This is a genomic window from Clavibacter michiganensis subsp. insidiosus (genome assembly GCF_002240565.1).
Taxonomy (GTDB): domain Bacteria; phylum Actinomycetota; class Actinomycetes; order Actinomycetales; family Microbacteriaceae; genus Clavibacter; species Clavibacter insidiosus.
Window position 1 is genome coordinate 1,081,319 of the sequence record NZ_MZMO01000001.1, and the last position, 14,194, is coordinate 1,095,512.

Sequence of the window (14,194 nt, forward strand, 5' to 3'; positions counted from 1 at the left end):
GTATGTCCATGCGATCGCATGGACCAGTGGCTCCGCCCACGAGACGCGGGCCACCGCCCCACTCGTCAGGAGACCCCATGACCACCACCCGCTTCACCGACAAGGTCGTCCTCATCACGGGCGGAGGATCCGGCCTCGGCCGCGCCGCCGCCGTCCGCCTCGCCGCCGAGGGCGCGCGCGTCGCGCTCGTCGACATCTCCGAGGGCGGCCTGGTCGACACCGTCGCCGCCGTCACGGCCGCGACACCCGACGCCGAGATCCTCACCGTCCTCGCCGACGTGTCGAAGGAGTCCGACGTCGACTCCTACGTGCGCCAGACCGTCGAGCGCTTCGGCCGCATCGACGGGTTCTTCAACAACGCGGGCATCGAGGGCCGCCAGAACCTCACCGAGGACTTCACGGCCGCCGAGTTCGACAGGGTCGTCGCCATCAACCTCCGCGGCGTGTTCCTCGGCCTCGAGAAGGTCCTCGCCGTCGTGCGCCAGCAGGGCTCCGGCATGGTCGTCAACACGGCGAGCGTCGGCGGGATCCGCGGCGTCGGCAACCAGTCCGGCTACGCGGCCGCGAAGCACGGCGTCGTCGGCCTCACGCGCAACTCGGCCGTCGAGTACGGCGAGTTCGGCATCCGCATCAACGCGATCGCGCCCGGTGCCATCTGGACGCCCATGGTCGAGGCGTCCATGAAGCAGAGCGACGCGGACGACCCGCGGGGCTTCGCCGAGCAGTTCATCCAGGGCAACCCGACGAAGCGCTACGGCGAGGCCGAGGAGATCGCGTCGGTCGTCGCGTTCCTGCTCTCGGACGACGCGGCGTACGTCAACGCCGCCGTGCTGCCGATCGACGGCGGGCAGTCCGCGAAGTACTGACCGGTGCTGGCCGCGTCGGCCGCGAGGGCGGCCGGCGCGGTCCCTGTGCGCGGCTCGGTCAGCCGAACGGCGCCGTCGGGACCTGGCACGTCACGGGCTGACCCGGTGCCGCGGTCGAGGTCGCGATCTCCTTCACGCCGTCGACGAGGATCCGGCAGGTCAGCGCCTCCCCGTCGACCGGGGTGGCCTGCACGAACGCCCAGTCCTCGGCCGTGACGACGGACTCGACCGACCAGATCGAGCTCGCCGAGTCGTCGCCGGGCGCGAGGGCCGCCTGGCCGACCTCCTTGACGATCGACGGGCGTCCGCGGTGCGATGCCTCCGCGTACGAGACGTCGGTCAGGCCGCCGTCGGCCGGGCCGGTCGTGGTCACCTCGGAGGTGATCGCGTAGATGTCGGCGATGTCGTCGGCGATGCCCGAGCAGCCGGCGAGGGCGAGCGATGCGACGCCGACGACGAGGGCGATGCCGGAGCGGCGGCTCACGCTGCGGGGTGATGCGGAGGTCATGCTCCCAGTGTGGCGAGAGGGTCGCGCGGATCTCGTCGGCCGGAGGTGCCGGGATCCCCGCCCGAGCGGCACCCGGGGACGACGCGCGGGGGAGCCTCCGCGGCTACCGGGCGCCCGCGCCTCCGACCACCGCGCTGCGCAGCGGCGCCGTCGCGAACTCGCGCATGCCCTCCTCGAAGGTCATCCGCGGCTCCCAGCCGAGCTCGGTGCGCAGCCGCTCGGATGACGCCGTGATGTGCCGCACGTCGCCGAGCCGGTACTCGCCGGTCGTGACGGGCACGGATCCGCCGGCCTCCCGCGCGAGCGCCTCCGCCATCTCGCCGATGGTGTGCACCGTGCCGCTGCCGACGTTGAAGGCGCGGAAGGACCCGGCCTCGCGGTCGCCGGTCCAGGCGAGCGCGGCGAGGTTCGCGCCGGCGACGTCGCGCACGTGCACGAAGTCGCGGCGCTGCCGGCCGTCCTCGAAGACGCGCGGCGCCTCGCCGCGCGCGAGGGCGGAGCGGAAGAGCGACGCGACGCCCGCGTACGGCGTGTTCTGCGGCATGCCGGGCCCGTAGACGTTGTGGTAGCGGAGGGCGGCAGCGCGGCCGCCGGTGGCGCGGGTCCACGAGCTCGCGAGGTTCTCCTGCGCGAGCTTGGTGGTCGCGTAGACGTTGCGCGGATCCAGCGGCACGTCCTCGCCGATGAGCGTGGGGACGAGCGGCTCGCCCGTCATGGGATCCACCGGGTCGAACATCCCGGCGTCGAGGTCGGCGACGCGGCGCGCGGGCGGGCGCACCGGGCCGTCGGCGCCCTGGTAGGCGCCCTCGCCGTAGACGACCATCGAGCTCGCGAGCACGAGCCGGTCGATGCCCGCGCGGGTCATCGCGGCGAGCAGGATCGCGGTGCCGCCGTCGTTGGTCAGCACGTAGTCGGGGGCGTCGAGGAAGTCGACGCCCAGGCCGACCTTCGCGGCCTGGTGGCAGACGACGTCCACGCCGAAGAGCGCGCCGGCGACGGCGTCGGGATCCGTGACGTCGCCGCGCACGAGCTCCACGCGCGGGTCGATCTCCGGGTCGCCGCCGTGCACGTCGGCGCGCAGCGAGTCGAGCACGCGCACGCGGCGGCCCTCCTCGAGCGCGGCCTGCACGATCGCGCCGCCGATGAACCCGGCGCCTCCCGTGACGAGGAGGATCCCGGCGCTCACGAGCGCGCGCCCGTCGTGCCGGTCGTGATGGTCGTGCCGGTGACGGGCCGCGCGACCACGGACGCGACCGCGTCCGGGTCGATGAGCGGGCGCCCGCGGTAGTCGTCGGGGACGGCCCGGACGACCGCCTCGATCGCCCGCACGATGCGCGGCTGCGCCTCCTTCAGGCGCGTGAACACCAGGTCGGCGGTGACGGCGTCGCCCTGCTCGCCGGGGAGCGGCGCCAGGCCCGCGTCGGCGTCGGTGACGAACGACAGGTTGACCGTGCCGATGTTCAGCTCGGACGCGAGCACCACCTCCGGGTACTGCGTCATGTTGACGATGTGCGCGCCCGCCTGGCGGAACCACAGCGACTCGGCGCGGGTGGAGAAGCGCGGGCCCTGGATCACGACGACGGTGCCCGAGGTGCGCAGCGGCCCGGCGGGATCGGCCCGGTCGCCGCCCTCGAGCTCGACCAGCGCGGTGGCCGCGAGCGCGTGCAGGTCGGGGTCGAAGGGATCCGCCGCCGAGAGGTGCTGCACGACGCCGGCGTCGAAGAAGGTGTCGGGGCGGCCCCAGGTGCGGTCGAGGAGCTGGTCGGTGAGCACGAGCGACCCCGGCGGGTAGTCCGGCGAGACGCCGCCCACCGCGGACGACGACACGACGGCGGCGACGCCGAGCGACGCCAGCGCCCAGATGTTCGCCCGGTAGTCGATGAGGTGCGGGGCGACCGAGTGGTCCGCGCCGTGCCGGGTGAGGAACGCGACGCGGCGCCCGGCCAGCTCGCCGACCGTCACCTCGCTGGACGTGGGGCCGAACGGCGTCTCGATGCGGTGCGACGTGCTCGTCGCGGGGTCGAGCAGGGTGTACAGGCCGGATCCGCCGATGACGCCGATGTCGGCGCGCAGGGCGGATGCGGCGGTCGCCGCGGCGGGGGTGTCGGTCACGTCGTGCTCCTTCGGGTGGGTGCCCAGTCAACCAGGGCGCGGTGGACGCGGGCTCGACCGCGCCCGCCGCGCCCCGGTCGGCGTCGACGGGACCCGATCAGTTGAGCGGACGCGTCCCCTCGGGCAGCGCGCCGCCCGCGTAGAGGTCCTTGGCCGTGTCCTGCAGCGCGGTCAGCGCGACGCGCTGGGTCCACGGGCCGTAGGAGATGCGGCCGACGCCGAGCTCCTCGAAGCGCGCGGGGGAGAGGGATCCGGGGACGCCGATGACGGTGAGGCGCTGCGGGCCGACGGCGTCGACGAGGGTGCGCACCTCGTCCTCCGTGAGCGGGCCGGGCACGAAGACGCTCGTGGCGCCGGCGGCCATGTAGGCGCGCGTGCGCTCGACGGCGTCGGCGAGGACGTCGGACCGGTCGCGGTCGCCGCCCCGCACGTAGGCGTCGGTGCGGGCGTTGAGCGCGAACGGCACGCCCTCGGCCTGCGCGGCGGCGACGGCCGCCTCGACCGCGCGGATCGACTCGTCGAGGGGGCGCATGCCGTCCTCCAGGTTCGCGCCGACGACGCCCACGCCGATGGCGCGGCGCACGGTCTCGCCCGCGTCCCCGTAGCCGGACTCGAGGTCGGCGGAGACGGGCTGCTCGACGGCGGCGACGATGCGGCCGATCATGTCGAGGTGGGGGTCGAGCGGGATCCTCTCGCCGTCCTCGTAGCCGAAGGTGGCGGAGATGGAGTGGCTCGCGGTGGCGAGCGCCTTCGTCTCGGGGAGCGAGCCGATGGCGGCGGCCGTGATGGCGTCCCACACGTTCACCACCCTCAGGAGCTCGGGTGCGGTGTGGAGGTCGACGAGGGTCTGCCCGCGGGCGGCGATGGTCATCCTCCGACCCTAGGACGGCCGGGCGCCGCGCGGCAGGCGCGGCTTCGGGAGGCGGACACGGATCCCGGCCTGCGCCATGGGGAGGAGCGGCGGATCAGCGCGGGCGGTCCGCGGCGGATCGCATGGCCGAGACGACCAGGCCCGCGCCCGCCGTGAGGAGCGCGAGCGCCGCGACGAGCAGCAGCAGGCCGAGGTCGGATCCGCCGGTGTAGACGACGACCCCGGCGACGCCGAGCACGACCGCGGCGGCCAGCAGGACGGCACCGACCACGGCGGCCACGCGGCGGCGGACGGCGGCGCGGCGCTCGTGCGGATCCATGGGCACAGGGTCCCGCGCCCGGACCGCGACGGCAAGGCCCTGTGTCCGATGCGCGACGGCGAGGGCCGTCGGCCGGGCGTCGGGATCGGGCGGCCACCGGAGAGGACGCGGCCGCGTCGGGGATGATGGGGTGATGACCCCCGACCGCCCCGCTGGCCGCCGACGACGCACGGTCGACGAGCACCGCGCGGCCGTGTCCGCGCTCCTCGCCCCGCTCGCCGAGCTGCCCGCGGAGGAGCTGCCCGTCTCCGCCGAGGCGCTGACGGCGGATCCGCACCGGTACGCCGACCGCGTCCTCGCTCACGACGTCACGAACCCCCTCGACCTGCCGCCGTTCCGCAACTCGCAGATGGACGGCTACGCGGTGCGCGCGGCCGACCTCGCAACTGCGAGCGACGCGCGCCCCGCCGCCCTCCGCATCGCGCCGCGCATCCCCGCGGGCGTCGCCCCGGAGCCCCTCGCGCCCGGGACCGCGGCCCCCTGCATGACCGGCGCGCCCGTCCCGCCCGGCGCCGACGCGATCGTCCCCATCGAGGCCGCGATCCCCGACCGCTTCGTCGACGAGACCGCGACCGACGCGACCGTCTCCTTCGCCGTCCCCGTGGATCCGGGCGCCTTCGTCCGCGCGCAGGGCAGCGACCTCGCCGCGGGCGCCGTGCTCGTCGCCGCGGGCACGCGCCTCCTGCCGGCCCACTGGGGCGTCCTCGCGTCGGCCGGCGTCGCGAGCATCGCCGTGCGCCGCCGACCGGTCGTCCTCCTCCTCTCCACCGGCCTCGAGCTGCGCGGGCCCGGCGAGCAGCTCGCGCTCGGCCAGATCCACGACGCCAACTCGGTCGCGCTCGCCGCGGCTCTCACGGCCGCCGGAGCCGACGTCCGGCCGCTGCGTGTCGCCTCCGACGACGCCGACCGCGTGCGCGACGCCCTGCGCGACGCGGCTGCCTGGATCGACCTCCTCCTCACGACGGGCGGCGTCAGCGCCGGCGCCTACGAGGTCGTGCGCGATGTCCTGGAGGGCGGCGGCCTGGAGTTCGTCTCGGTCGCGGTGCAGCCGGGCGGGCCGCAGGGGCTCGGCACGGCGGAGGTCGGCGGCGCGCGGATCCCCGTGGTCGCCTTCCCCGGCAACCCCGTGAGCGCGCTCGTCTCGTTCGAGCTCTTCCTGCGTCCGGTGCTCCGCGCCCTCGCCGGGCACTCGCGTCCCGGCCGCCCGTCGCACGAGCTGCCGCTCGCCGCCGCGCTCGACTCGCCCGCCGGCAAGCACCAGGTGCGGCGCGGGCGCCTCGACGCCGACGGGCGCGTCGTCGCGGTCGGCGGACCCGGATCCCACCTCCTGCACGCGTACGCGACAGCCACCCACCTCGTCCACATCCCCGCAGGTCTCGACCGGCTCGAGGCCGGCGACCCCGTCACCGTCTGGAGCATCGATGACTGATCCCGCCACGAGCGCCGCCGCGCCGTCCCTCACCCACCTGCGGCAGGACGGATCCGCGCACATGGTCGACGTCACCGACAAGGCCACGACGAAGCGCCGCGTCGTCGCGCAGGCCGTGCTCGTGACCCGGCCCGACGTGGTCGCGTCCGTCATCTCGGGCGACCTCCCCAAGGGCGAGGCCGTCGGCACGGCGCGCATCGCGGGGATCATGGCGGCGAAGCGGACGTCCGACCTCATCCCGCTGTGCCACCCGCTGCCGATCGGCCGCATCGAGATCGACATCGCGGGCGCCGACGACCGGCTCACCGTGGTCGCGTCCGTGAGCACGACGGGCGTCACGGGCGTCGAGATGGAGGCGCTCACCGCGGCCTCGGTCGCCGCGCTCACGCTCTACGACATGGTCAAGGCGGTGGACGCGCGGGCCGTGATCACCGACGTGCTCGTGCGCGAGAAGCAGGGCGGCAAGTCCGGCGACTGGGAGCGGGCATGACCGCCGAAGATCCGCGCGGCCGGGCGGTCGTGATCGTCGCCTCCACGCGCGCCGCCGCGGGGCAGTACGAGGACCGCACGGGTCCCGTCATCCGGGCCTGGCTCGCCGAGCGCGGGTTCGAGGTGGGCGCGCCGGTCGTGCGCGCCGACGGTCCCGGGGTCGCGGCCGCGCTCGCCGAGGCCGTCGCGGGCGGCGCGCGCGTGATCCTCACCACGGGCGGCACGGGCATCACCCCCACCGACCGCACGCCCGAGGCGACGGCGCCGCTGCTCGACCTCGAGATCCCCGGGATCATCGAGGAGGCCCGCCGCGTCGGCGTCGCGCACACGCCCACCGCGGTGCTCACGCGCGGGCACGCCGGGCTCGCGGGCGGCGCGTTCGTCATGAACCTGCCGGGCTCGCCGGGCGGCGTGCGCGACGGGCTCGGCCTCCTCGACGGGATCCTCGACCACGTGCTCGAGCAGGCCCGCGGCGCCATGCACCCCGCGACCGACCCGGCGGCCGACACGGCCCGCCCGGACGCTGCGGCCGATGCCGGGGCCCGCGCGTGACCGCCGACCGCGTGCTCTTCGCGCGCATCGCGGGCGGCTCCATCCGCGTCGAGGACTGCGCCGACGCCGTGCGCGCCGACGACGCGGGCGCGGTCGTCACCTTCGAGGGCGTCGTGCGCGACCACGACGACGGCCGCGGCGTCCTCTGGCTCGACTACTCCGCGCATCCGGCCGCCCGCCAGGCGATCCGGCAGGTCGCGCTCGACGTCTCCGCGCGCTACCCCGAGGTGCGGATCGCCGTCGAGCACCGCATCGGCCGGCTCGGCATCGGCGATGTCGCGCTCACCTGCGCGGTCTCCTCCGCGCACCGCGCCGACGCGTTCGCCGCGTGCGGCCTGCTGGTGGACGAGGTCAAGCAGCGCGTCCCCATCTGGAAGCAGCAGGCCTTCGACGACGGCACGAGCGAGTGGGTGGCGTCGCTCGGGTAGCTTGCCGGTTTGAGCGCTTCAGATTCTCCGCCCTGTGGACTGTGTCGACGGGACTTAGAGCACGAGTTCTAAGTTCGGCCTCGAGGGCTCAGTCGTTCCTGGAATTCTGACCGAAGCCCACGTCACGCGAGGCATCTCTGAATGCCGAGCCCTGCCTTGCTCCCCCGGCACATCGAGCGTAGGTCGAGCGACATCGGTGCGCGGACTGTCTCACTCCTCTATAGAAGGAAAGACAACTGAACAGCAGATCCAAGGCTCCACTCCACCTGGCGGTGGCGACAGTCATCGCCATGGGCTTGATATCTACCTCGTCCGTCGCAGCGAACGCCGCTGAGTCCGCACCGAACTCCTCGGCGTCAGCAGTCTCAGAGCGAGCGGCCAGTACCGTGCAGGCTGATTTGAATGCGTCGGGCGTCCCGCGAAGCAGTTCGCTTGAAGACGGGCGGTCCGTCACGACCTACCACGTGGGCAATGGGATCGAGGTGGCTTCCCCCGAGGGTACGGCACCGAATCCTCCCGAGGGTGAATTCGAGTCGAAGATCTCCGGCGGCACGGATGACGGGCATGGGCATCCCTGCATCCTTCTCAATTCGTTTGATCAAGATGCAATCATCAACGGAAGTGGTGTCCTGGTCGGCTTCGCCTTGTGCGGCGCGTTTCCCGGAAGCTGCTTCATCACCAGCGTCGCCATCGGGGCGGCGCAGCAGTACCTCAGCTACAACGGAAAGTGCTCTGACGATCGCCAACTGCTTCTACCTTTCTTCGGACATGAAGCAGCGTGGACTGGTATAAACGACTCATGGATTCGGTGCGTCTAGCCCCTGGGTCGTCCCTGGGGTGGGCGCCGCGCGAGTCGCGGCGCCCACCCTGGAGGGATGTTTCACGTTGAAGCTCAAGATAGTGGCCATCGCCGTGCTCGGTTTGGGAGTCAGCCTCCTCATCCAACTCCTCACTTTCGAGCAATCCGGGATCGTCCGCGTCGCGGGATCGATCGGCTTCGTGGTAGTGATCGTGTTCGGCGGGCGTGCAATAGGAGCTGTCGCACGCCGCGAACGCGAGAAACGACGCAATTGAGCACGCGTTTCTCAAGGGACTGTCGGAGCGGGGTCCCGGGCATCCGTGCCCCACAGAGAACAGGCTGCCGGTTCGAGTGACGACAGCTTTCTCTGTGTGGAGCGGTCTTCGCTGAATCCCCTCGAGCGACATCGGCATCGGCGACGTCGCGCTCACCTGCGCGGTCTCCTCCGCGCATCGCGCCGACGCGTTCGCCGCGTGCGGCCTGCTCGTGGACGAGGTCAAGCAGCGCGTCCCCGTCTGGAAGCAGCAGGCCTTCGACGACGGCACGAGCGAATGGGTGGCGTCGCTCGGCTGACAGCCCGGCGATCCCGCGCGGGCGTCCGGCGCCAGCTTGCTACCCTCTCAGCATGCCCGCCAGCCTGAGCACGACCCTCATCGTCATGCCCGCGTACAACGAGGAGGAGGCGGTGGGCCAGGTGGTGCGGGAGGTCCTCGACACGCTCCCCGGCATCGCCTGCCTGGTGGTCAGCGACGGATCCAAGGACCGCACGGTCGAGGTCGCGCAGGCCGCGGGCGCGCGGGTCCTCGAGCTCCCGTTCAACCTCGGCGTCGGCGGCGCGATGCGCGCGGGGTTCCGCTACGCGCAGCGCCACGGCTTCGACAACGTCATCCAGATCGACTCGGACGGCCAGCACAACCCCGAGAGCGTCCCGCAGCTGCTCGAGGCCCTCCAGCGCAAGGACGTCGTCATCGGCGCGCGCTTCGCGGGCGAGGGCGACTACGAGGTATCGGGCCCGCGCAAGTGGGCGATGAGGTTCCTGAGCTTCACGCTCAGCCGCATCGCGCGCACGGCCCTCACCGACACGACCTCCGGCTACCGCGGATCCGGCCCCCGCGCCGTCGCGCTCTTCGCCGAGAACTACCCGGCCGAGTACCTCGGCGACACGGTCGAGTCGCTGGTCATCGCGGCCCGCCACGGCCTCTCCATCGAACAGGTCCCCGTCTCCATGCGGCCCCGCGCCGGCGGCGTCGCCTCCCACAACCCGGCGAAGGCGGCCATCTACCTGGCGCGCGCCGGCATGGCGCTCGTGATCGCCCTCATCTGTCCCATCAGCCGACCCGTCAAGGCGGTCACCGCGTGAACCCCACCAGCTACGTCTTCACCCTCGTCGCGGCGCTCCTCGCCGTGGGCGTCGTGATCGAGCGCCTCCGTCGGCGCCGCCTCCGGGAGCGCCACGCCGTGTGGTGGCTGGTCGCGGGCATCGTGGCCCTCGTGATCAGCGTCTTCCCCCCGCTGCTCTCGGGCGCCGCCCGGTTCCTCGGCGTGCAGGAGCCGCTCAACCTCGCGTTCTTCGCGAGCATCGTCGTGATCTTCCTGGTCTGCGTGCAGTTCAGCGCCGAGCTCACCGACCTGGAGGACAAGGTCCGTCGCCTCGCGGAGGAGAGCGCCATGACCGACCTGCGTCTGCGCGACCTCGAGCAGGAGGCACGCGCCGCCCGCGTCGACGCATCGCCCGCGACGCCCGCCGACCGGGATCAGTCGGCGGCGGGATCCGAGGGGCGCGGGTCGGCCACGTCTCCGGCGTCGCCTGCCGCGCCGGCCCCCGCCGCGTCCCCCGAGCGGTCCGCGAACACCCAGAACCTGTAGGCGGCGTAGTTCCAGAGCATCGTGAGCGCCGTCGACACGAACTTGCCGACGATGTAGCCGAGGCCGATGCGGTCGAACAGCTCGATGATCAGCACGGTCGCGAGCGAGTTCACCGCCACGAGCACCCCGTACTTCCAGACGCTGTGCCAGTCCGACCGCTGGTCGCGGAACGTCAGGAAGCGCTGCATCACGTAGCTGACGACGAGGCCCGCCCAGAACGAGGTCGCGCTCGCGGCGGCCAGCGGCCACCCGAGGAGGTCGCGGCCGACGATGAGCAGGCCGAGGTCGACGACGAAGGCCACGCCGCCCACCGCGAGGTAGACGAACGGCCCGTAGAGGCGGCCGGAGCGGAAGCGCGCGAGGCGGCCGGGGATCCCGGTGCTCATGCGTCGCGCGTCCCGTCGGCGGTCGTGCGGGTCGTCGCGAGCGCCTCGGGCGCCGGGACGGGATCGGCGTCGGCGCGCGCCTCCGCGGACGCGGCCACGGTGCCACGGCCCGGGTCGGGGGCGGTCGGCAGGCCCACGCCCGGGAGCCCGCGGGGTCCGGCGTCGAGCGCGGCCTCGGCCGGGGCGTCGCGTCGGGCGGCCAGCACCGCGAGGAGCAGCGCGGCGCCCGCGACCACGGACCCCGCGGCGATGGCGAGGATCCACGGCTCGACGCCCACGACGGGCGGCGACCACCGCGGCCGCAGCAGCAGGTCGGACCACGACGCGCTGAGGCCCACGGAGTTGCGGCGCAGGAAGGTCATGAGGCCCACGAACGCGGCCGCGGCGTGGACGACCGCGACGAGCGCCAGGATCCGCCGGTGCACCAAGGCGGGGACCCGGTCGAACGCGGGCGCGGCGACGACGGCCGCGACCATGATCAGGAGCAGGTACGCGGGCAGGTTGTAGCGGCCCTGCCACACGAATCCGGACTTCGTCACCGACGACGCCTGCACGAGCGCCGGCAGGAGCACGAAGCCGACGAGGGCGACGACGACCGCGCGTCGCCCGCCCTTCGCGGACGGGATCATGAGGGCCGCGGCGACGATGACGCCCCAGCCCACGAAGTAGGGGAACACCGCGTACGACGGGATGGCCGTGTCGAGCCAGCCGAAGTTCCCGACCATGTCGCGCGCGTAGTCGACGGTGCGCTCGAGCATGATCACCAGGCCCTCGCCGAAGCTGGTGCCCGCGCGCTCGTAGACGCCGACGGCCGCGAGCGAGCCGGTGCGCAGGATCCAGACGACGGCGAGCGCGGTCGACACGGCCACGACGCCCACCGCGGTGAGCACCTGGGGCCGGCGGAGGTACGCCCAGGCGCGGGGCCACCCGACGAGGCAGGCTCCCGCCACCACGACGACGCCGAGCCACATGGGCGAGAGGCCGCGCGCGTGCACGAGCAGCCCGCCCGTGACCGCGAGGAAGGCCGCGGTGCGCCAGCTCACGGGCCCGCCGCGCACGAGGCCCGAGACGTAGGCGGCCGCGAACGCCGCGGTCGCCGCGATCTCGAAGGCGTTGGGGTTCACGGATCCGAACAGCGAGTGCGTCATGGGCGTGAGCGCCGCGAAGGTGGCGAGCACGGGGAGGACGGGGCGCGGCAGGCGCGCGAGGTACGCCAGCGCTCCCGCCGCGAGCAGCGTGCAGAGGAGCGCGCTCACGAGGCGCATCCCGAACACGGCCGTGGTGCTGCCGCCCCAGATGAGCGTCGGCCAGCCGACGAGCAGGTAGTAGACGGGGTCGTAGAGGCCGGCGCTCGTCTCGGTGGAGACGATGCGGTCGGCCGCGTCGCCGGCGGGGAAGCCGGGCGCGCAGTCGGCCGTCCTGTCGCCGTCGTGCCGGGCGCACGCCGAGGGATCCGAGTACGCGACGCCCGCGGGCACCTGGACCGTGCGCACCTGCGGGTCGTCGGTCACGTCGCCGAGGAACTGGCCCCGGACCACGGAGGCCGCCTTGTTCATGTGCGCCGGCTCGTCCGGGCTCGCGCCGAGCGGCGTCGTGACCGCCCACAGGGCGCTGAGCACGCCGATCCCGATGAGGGCCGCGAGGAACACGAGGAGCGACGCCCTGCCCGGCCGGCCGTCGGTGCGCGGGGCGCGGGCGTGCGGGGGCGTTCGCATCATGGTCTCTCCGGGACGTGCAGCGCGTGCGGACAGGAGCGGCCGGCGGGCCCCCTGCGGACGGCGACCTGCACGTGGCGGTCCCGCGGTCCGAGACGAGGATAGCCCGTCGTCGTCCGGGGCCCGGAGCGGGCGGGCGCTACGCCTTCGGGGTCTTCGCGGAGTTGTAGCGGCGGCGGAGGCTGCCGAGCACGATCGTGCCGAGGATCAGGATGATGCCGATGATGCCGAGCCAGATGAGGCCCTTGATGGCGAAGCCGACCACCGTGAGGATCAGCCAGAGGACGAGCAGGACGACGATGAATGCCATGGGGGTCTTCCTTCGATTCGCGGGCGGCCGGACGGGGCGTCAGCCAGGAGGGTACGGGCGGCGGACGAGGTGGAGCGGGCCGCTCGGCGCCCCGATGCTACCCCGGACCGGGCCGCCCGCGGACCCGTCCGTCGGCGCCGCTCGGCCCCCTGCCCGGGGGTGGCCGTCAGGAGACGGCGGCGGCGTCGATGGCGTCGGCGATGCGCTCCGCCCGGCGCGTGCGGCGCCCGGTGAGCTGCAGCACGAGGGCGACGAGGGCGCTCGCCGCGACGAACGCGCCGTAGACCGTGAGCACGATCGGCAGCCCGTCCGCCTCGACGAAGACGCCCGCGACGATGCTCGGCACGCCGAAGGCGAGGTAGCTGGCCACGTAGACGGAGGAGAGGAGGCTCGCGCGCTGATCGACGGGCGCCTCCGCGAGCACGAGCCGGAGGCCCGCCTGGAAGCCCGCGCCGAAGCCGACGCCGCCGATCACCGCGGCGACGCCGAAGAGGGGGAGCGACGCGGTCCAGATCGCCGCGACGAGGCCGACCGGCCCGAGCACGAGAGCGACCACGCCGACGATGAGGCTGCGGCGGGCGTCGCGGGTGCGGATCACGATGCCGGTGATCGCGCCCGTGCCGGTGAACAGGGCGATCGCGGCGCCCGTGAGCGCGGCGCTGTGCAGGCCGAACGTGGTGCCGAGCACGGATCCGATGAAGGCCAGGAACATGCCGCCGAGCGCCCAGCTCGCGATCATGCCGCCGACGACCGCGGCGAACACGGAGCGAGCGGCGCGCGGCACGGCGACCGACGGGATCAGCGACCGGAGCGCTCCTGCCCGGCGCGGCTGGCGCTCGGGCACGAACGCGACGGCGACGCCCGCGGCGACCATGAGCGCGGCGAGCACGACGAACACGGTCTCTTCCGGCGCGGGTCCGTAGGCCACGAGGAAGCCGCTGCCGAGCGCGCCGACCGTGAGCGCCGCGGGCGGCACGACGCCGTTGAGGAACGCGGCGAGCCCGGAGCGGCGGGTGGGCTGGTGGTCGATCATCCCGGCGCCGAGCGCACCGGTCGCCAGCCCGATCGCGAGACCCTGGAGGATGCGGGCGACCACGAGCGCGAGCCCGTCGTGCGCGAAGGCGAACACGAGCATCGCGGCGGTGGAGACGGCGAGGGCGCCGAGGATCACGGGGCGGCGGCCGATGTGGTCGGAGAGCCGGCCGGCCGTGAGCAGCGTCGCGAGGAGCCCGGCGACGTAGACGGCGAACACGATGGTGAGGACCACGGGCGGCAGCGCCCACTCCTCCTGGTACACGGGGTAGAGGGGCGAGGGCGCGGCGCCCGAGGCCACGAGCACGAGCAGCGTCAGCGCGTAGACGAGGAGGCCGGCGGCCGACTCGCGGCGGACCGGCGAGGCGGCGGGCGCACCCGCGACGGGGATCGATGCGGTCTCGGTGCCGGTGGTCGTCATGCGCGCTCCTCGCGGTGGGCTGGTCCCCGCGCGGCGGCGGGGCGGACCGCTCCCCGTCGAGCGCGCGGCCCTCGCGGGTCACGTGGGAGGC

19 protein-coding genes are annotated in these 14,194 nt (G+C 73.9%); 10 read left to right on the forward strand and 9 right to left on the reverse strand.

What is annotated here, in order from left to right:
• The first annotated feature begins 77 nt into the window (after nucleotides 1–77).
• On the forward strand, nucleotides 78–866 hold the full coding sequence (locus tag B5P21_RS05465; RefSeq protein WP_094170878.1) for a glucose 1-dehydrogenase: 789 nt from the start codon (nucleotides 78–80) through the stop codon (nucleotides 864–866).
• A gap of 58 nt (nucleotides 867–924) precedes the next feature.
• Here the strand turns inward: B5P21_RS05465 and B5P21_RS05470 are convergent, their stop codons facing one another.
• From B5P21_RS05470 to B5P21_RS05490, 5 genes are all read right to left on the reverse strand, one after another.
• A complete protein-coding gene (locus B5P21_RS05470) occupies nucleotides 925–1,374 on the reverse strand; it encodes a hypothetical protein (RefSeq protein WP_094170879.1) in 450 nt (149 codons plus the stop codon).
• Between the two features lie 103 nt (nucleotides 1,375–1,477).
• A complete protein-coding gene (locus B5P21_RS05475) occupies nucleotides 1,478–2,560 on the reverse strand; it encodes an NAD-dependent epimerase/dehydratase family protein (protein ID WP_094170880.1) in 1,083 nt (360 codons plus the stop codon).
• Nucleotides 2,557–3,486: an MTAP family purine nucleoside phosphorylase gene (locus B5P21_RS05480; RefSeq protein WP_045528879.1), complete on the reverse strand. Its 930-nt coding sequence runs from the start codon at nucleotides 3,484–3,486 to the stop codon at nucleotides 2,557–2,559. The genes B5P21_RS05475 and B5P21_RS05480 overlap by 4 nt, the downstream gene beginning before the upstream one ends.
• Before the next feature lie 97 nt (nucleotides 3,487–3,583).
• Complete coding sequence (locus B5P21_RS05485) at nucleotides 3,584–4,357, reverse strand: isocitrate lyase/PEP mutase family protein (RefSeq protein ID WP_094170881.1); 774 nt, start codon at nucleotides 4,355–4,357, stop codon at nucleotides 3,584–3,586.
• 94 nt (nucleotides 4,358–4,451) lie between these two features.
• On the reverse strand, nucleotides 4,452–4,676 hold the full coding sequence (locus B5P21_RS05490; RefSeq protein ID WP_045528874.1) for a hypothetical protein: 225 nt from the start codon (nucleotides 4,674–4,676) through the stop codon (nucleotides 4,452–4,454).
• A 133-nt stretch (nucleotides 4,677–4,809) separates the two neighbouring features.
• Here B5P21_RS05490 and B5P21_RS05495 point away from each other — a divergent pair, with 133 nt between their 5' ends.
• The 9 genes from B5P21_RS05495 (at nucleotide 4,810) to B5P21_RS05530 (ending at nucleotide 10,239) form a co-directional block, all read left to right on the forward strand.
• Complete coding sequence (locus B5P21_RS05495; RefSeq protein ID WP_045528873.1) at nucleotides 4,810–6,105, forward strand: molybdopterin molybdotransferase MoeA; 1,296 nt, start codon at nucleotides 4,810–4,812, stop codon at nucleotides 6,103–6,105.
• Entirely contained in the window at nucleotides 6,098–6,595 is a 498-nt protein-coding gene (moaC, locus tag B5P21_RS05500) for a cyclic pyranopterin monophosphate synthase MoaC (protein ID WP_094170882.1), read from the forward strand. Before B5P21_RS05495 ends, moaC begins: the two co-directional genes overlap by 8 nt.
• Complete coding sequence (locus tag B5P21_RS05505; protein ID WP_045528871.1) at nucleotides 6,592–7,146, forward strand: molybdenum cofactor synthesis domain-containing protein; 555 nt, start codon at nucleotides 6,592–6,594, stop codon at nucleotides 7,144–7,146. Before moaC ends, B5P21_RS05505 begins: the two co-directional genes overlap by 4 nt.
• A complete protein-coding gene (locus tag B5P21_RS05510; RefSeq protein ID WP_045528870.1) occupies nucleotides 7,143–7,574 on the forward strand; it encodes a molybdenum cofactor biosynthesis protein MoaE in 432 nt (143 codons plus the stop codon). Before B5P21_RS05505 ends, B5P21_RS05510 begins: the two co-directional genes overlap by 4 nt.
• A 272-nt stretch (nucleotides 7,575–7,846) precedes the next feature.
• Nucleotides 7,847–8,392 (forward strand): hypothetical protein, encoded by a 546-nt coding sequence (locus B5P21_RS17040; protein ID WP_133064168.1) that lies wholly within the window; start codon nucleotides 7,847–7,849, stop codon nucleotides 8,390–8,392.
• 82 nt (nucleotides 8,393–8,474) lie between these two features.
• Nucleotides 8,475–8,648, forward strand: a complete 174-nt coding sequence (locus tag B5P21_RS16795) for a hypothetical protein (RefSeq protein WP_158385398.1) — start codon at nucleotides 8,475–8,477, stop codon at nucleotides 8,646–8,648.
• A 136-nt stretch (nucleotides 8,649–8,784) separates the two neighbouring features.
• A complete protein-coding gene (locus B5P21_RS05520) occupies nucleotides 8,785–8,946 on the forward strand; it encodes a molybdenum cofactor biosynthesis protein MoaE (RefSeq protein WP_373455980.1) in 162 nt (53 codons plus the stop codon).
• A gap of 52 nt (nucleotides 8,947–8,998) precedes the next feature.
• Nucleotides 8,999–9,733, forward strand: a complete 735-nt coding sequence (locus B5P21_RS05525; protein ID WP_094170883.1) for a glycosyltransferase family 2 protein — start codon at nucleotides 8,999–9,001, stop codon at nucleotides 9,731–9,733.
• Nucleotides 9,730–10,239, forward strand: a complete 510-nt coding sequence (locus B5P21_RS05530; protein ID WP_045528866.1) for a DUF2304 domain-containing protein — start codon at nucleotides 9,730–9,732, stop codon at nucleotides 10,237–10,239. The genes B5P21_RS05525 and B5P21_RS05530 overlap by 4 nt, the downstream gene beginning before the upstream one ends.
• Here the strand turns inward: B5P21_RS05530 and B5P21_RS05535 are convergent.
• From B5P21_RS05535 to B5P21_RS05545, 4 genes are all read right to left on the reverse strand, one after another.
• On the reverse strand, nucleotides 10,128–10,625 hold the full coding sequence (locus tag B5P21_RS05535) for a GtrA family protein (protein WP_045528864.1): 498 nt from the start codon (nucleotides 10,623–10,625) through the stop codon (nucleotides 10,128–10,130). The genes B5P21_RS05530 and B5P21_RS05535 overlap by 112 nt on opposite strands.
• A complete protein-coding gene (locus B5P21_RS05540; protein ID WP_094170884.1) occupies nucleotides 10,622–12,343 on the reverse strand; it encodes a DUF2142 domain-containing protein in 1,722 nt (573 codons plus the stop codon). Before B5P21_RS05540 ends, B5P21_RS05535 begins: the two co-directional genes overlap by 4 nt.
• A 136-nt stretch (nucleotides 12,344–12,479) precedes the next feature.
• Nucleotides 12,480–12,650, reverse strand: coding sequence for a hypothetical protein (locus tag B5P21_RS16800; protein WP_015490923.1), 171 nt, complete (start codon nucleotides 12,648–12,650; stop codon nucleotides 12,480–12,482).
• Nucleotides 12,651–12,816: 166 nt separating this feature from the next.
• Nucleotides 12,817–14,103: an MFS transporter gene (locus tag B5P21_RS05545; protein ID WP_045528858.1), complete on the reverse strand. Its 1,287-nt coding sequence runs from the start codon at nucleotides 14,101–14,103 to the stop codon at nucleotides 12,817–12,819.
• Nucleotides 14,104–14,194 lie beyond the last annotated feature (91 nt).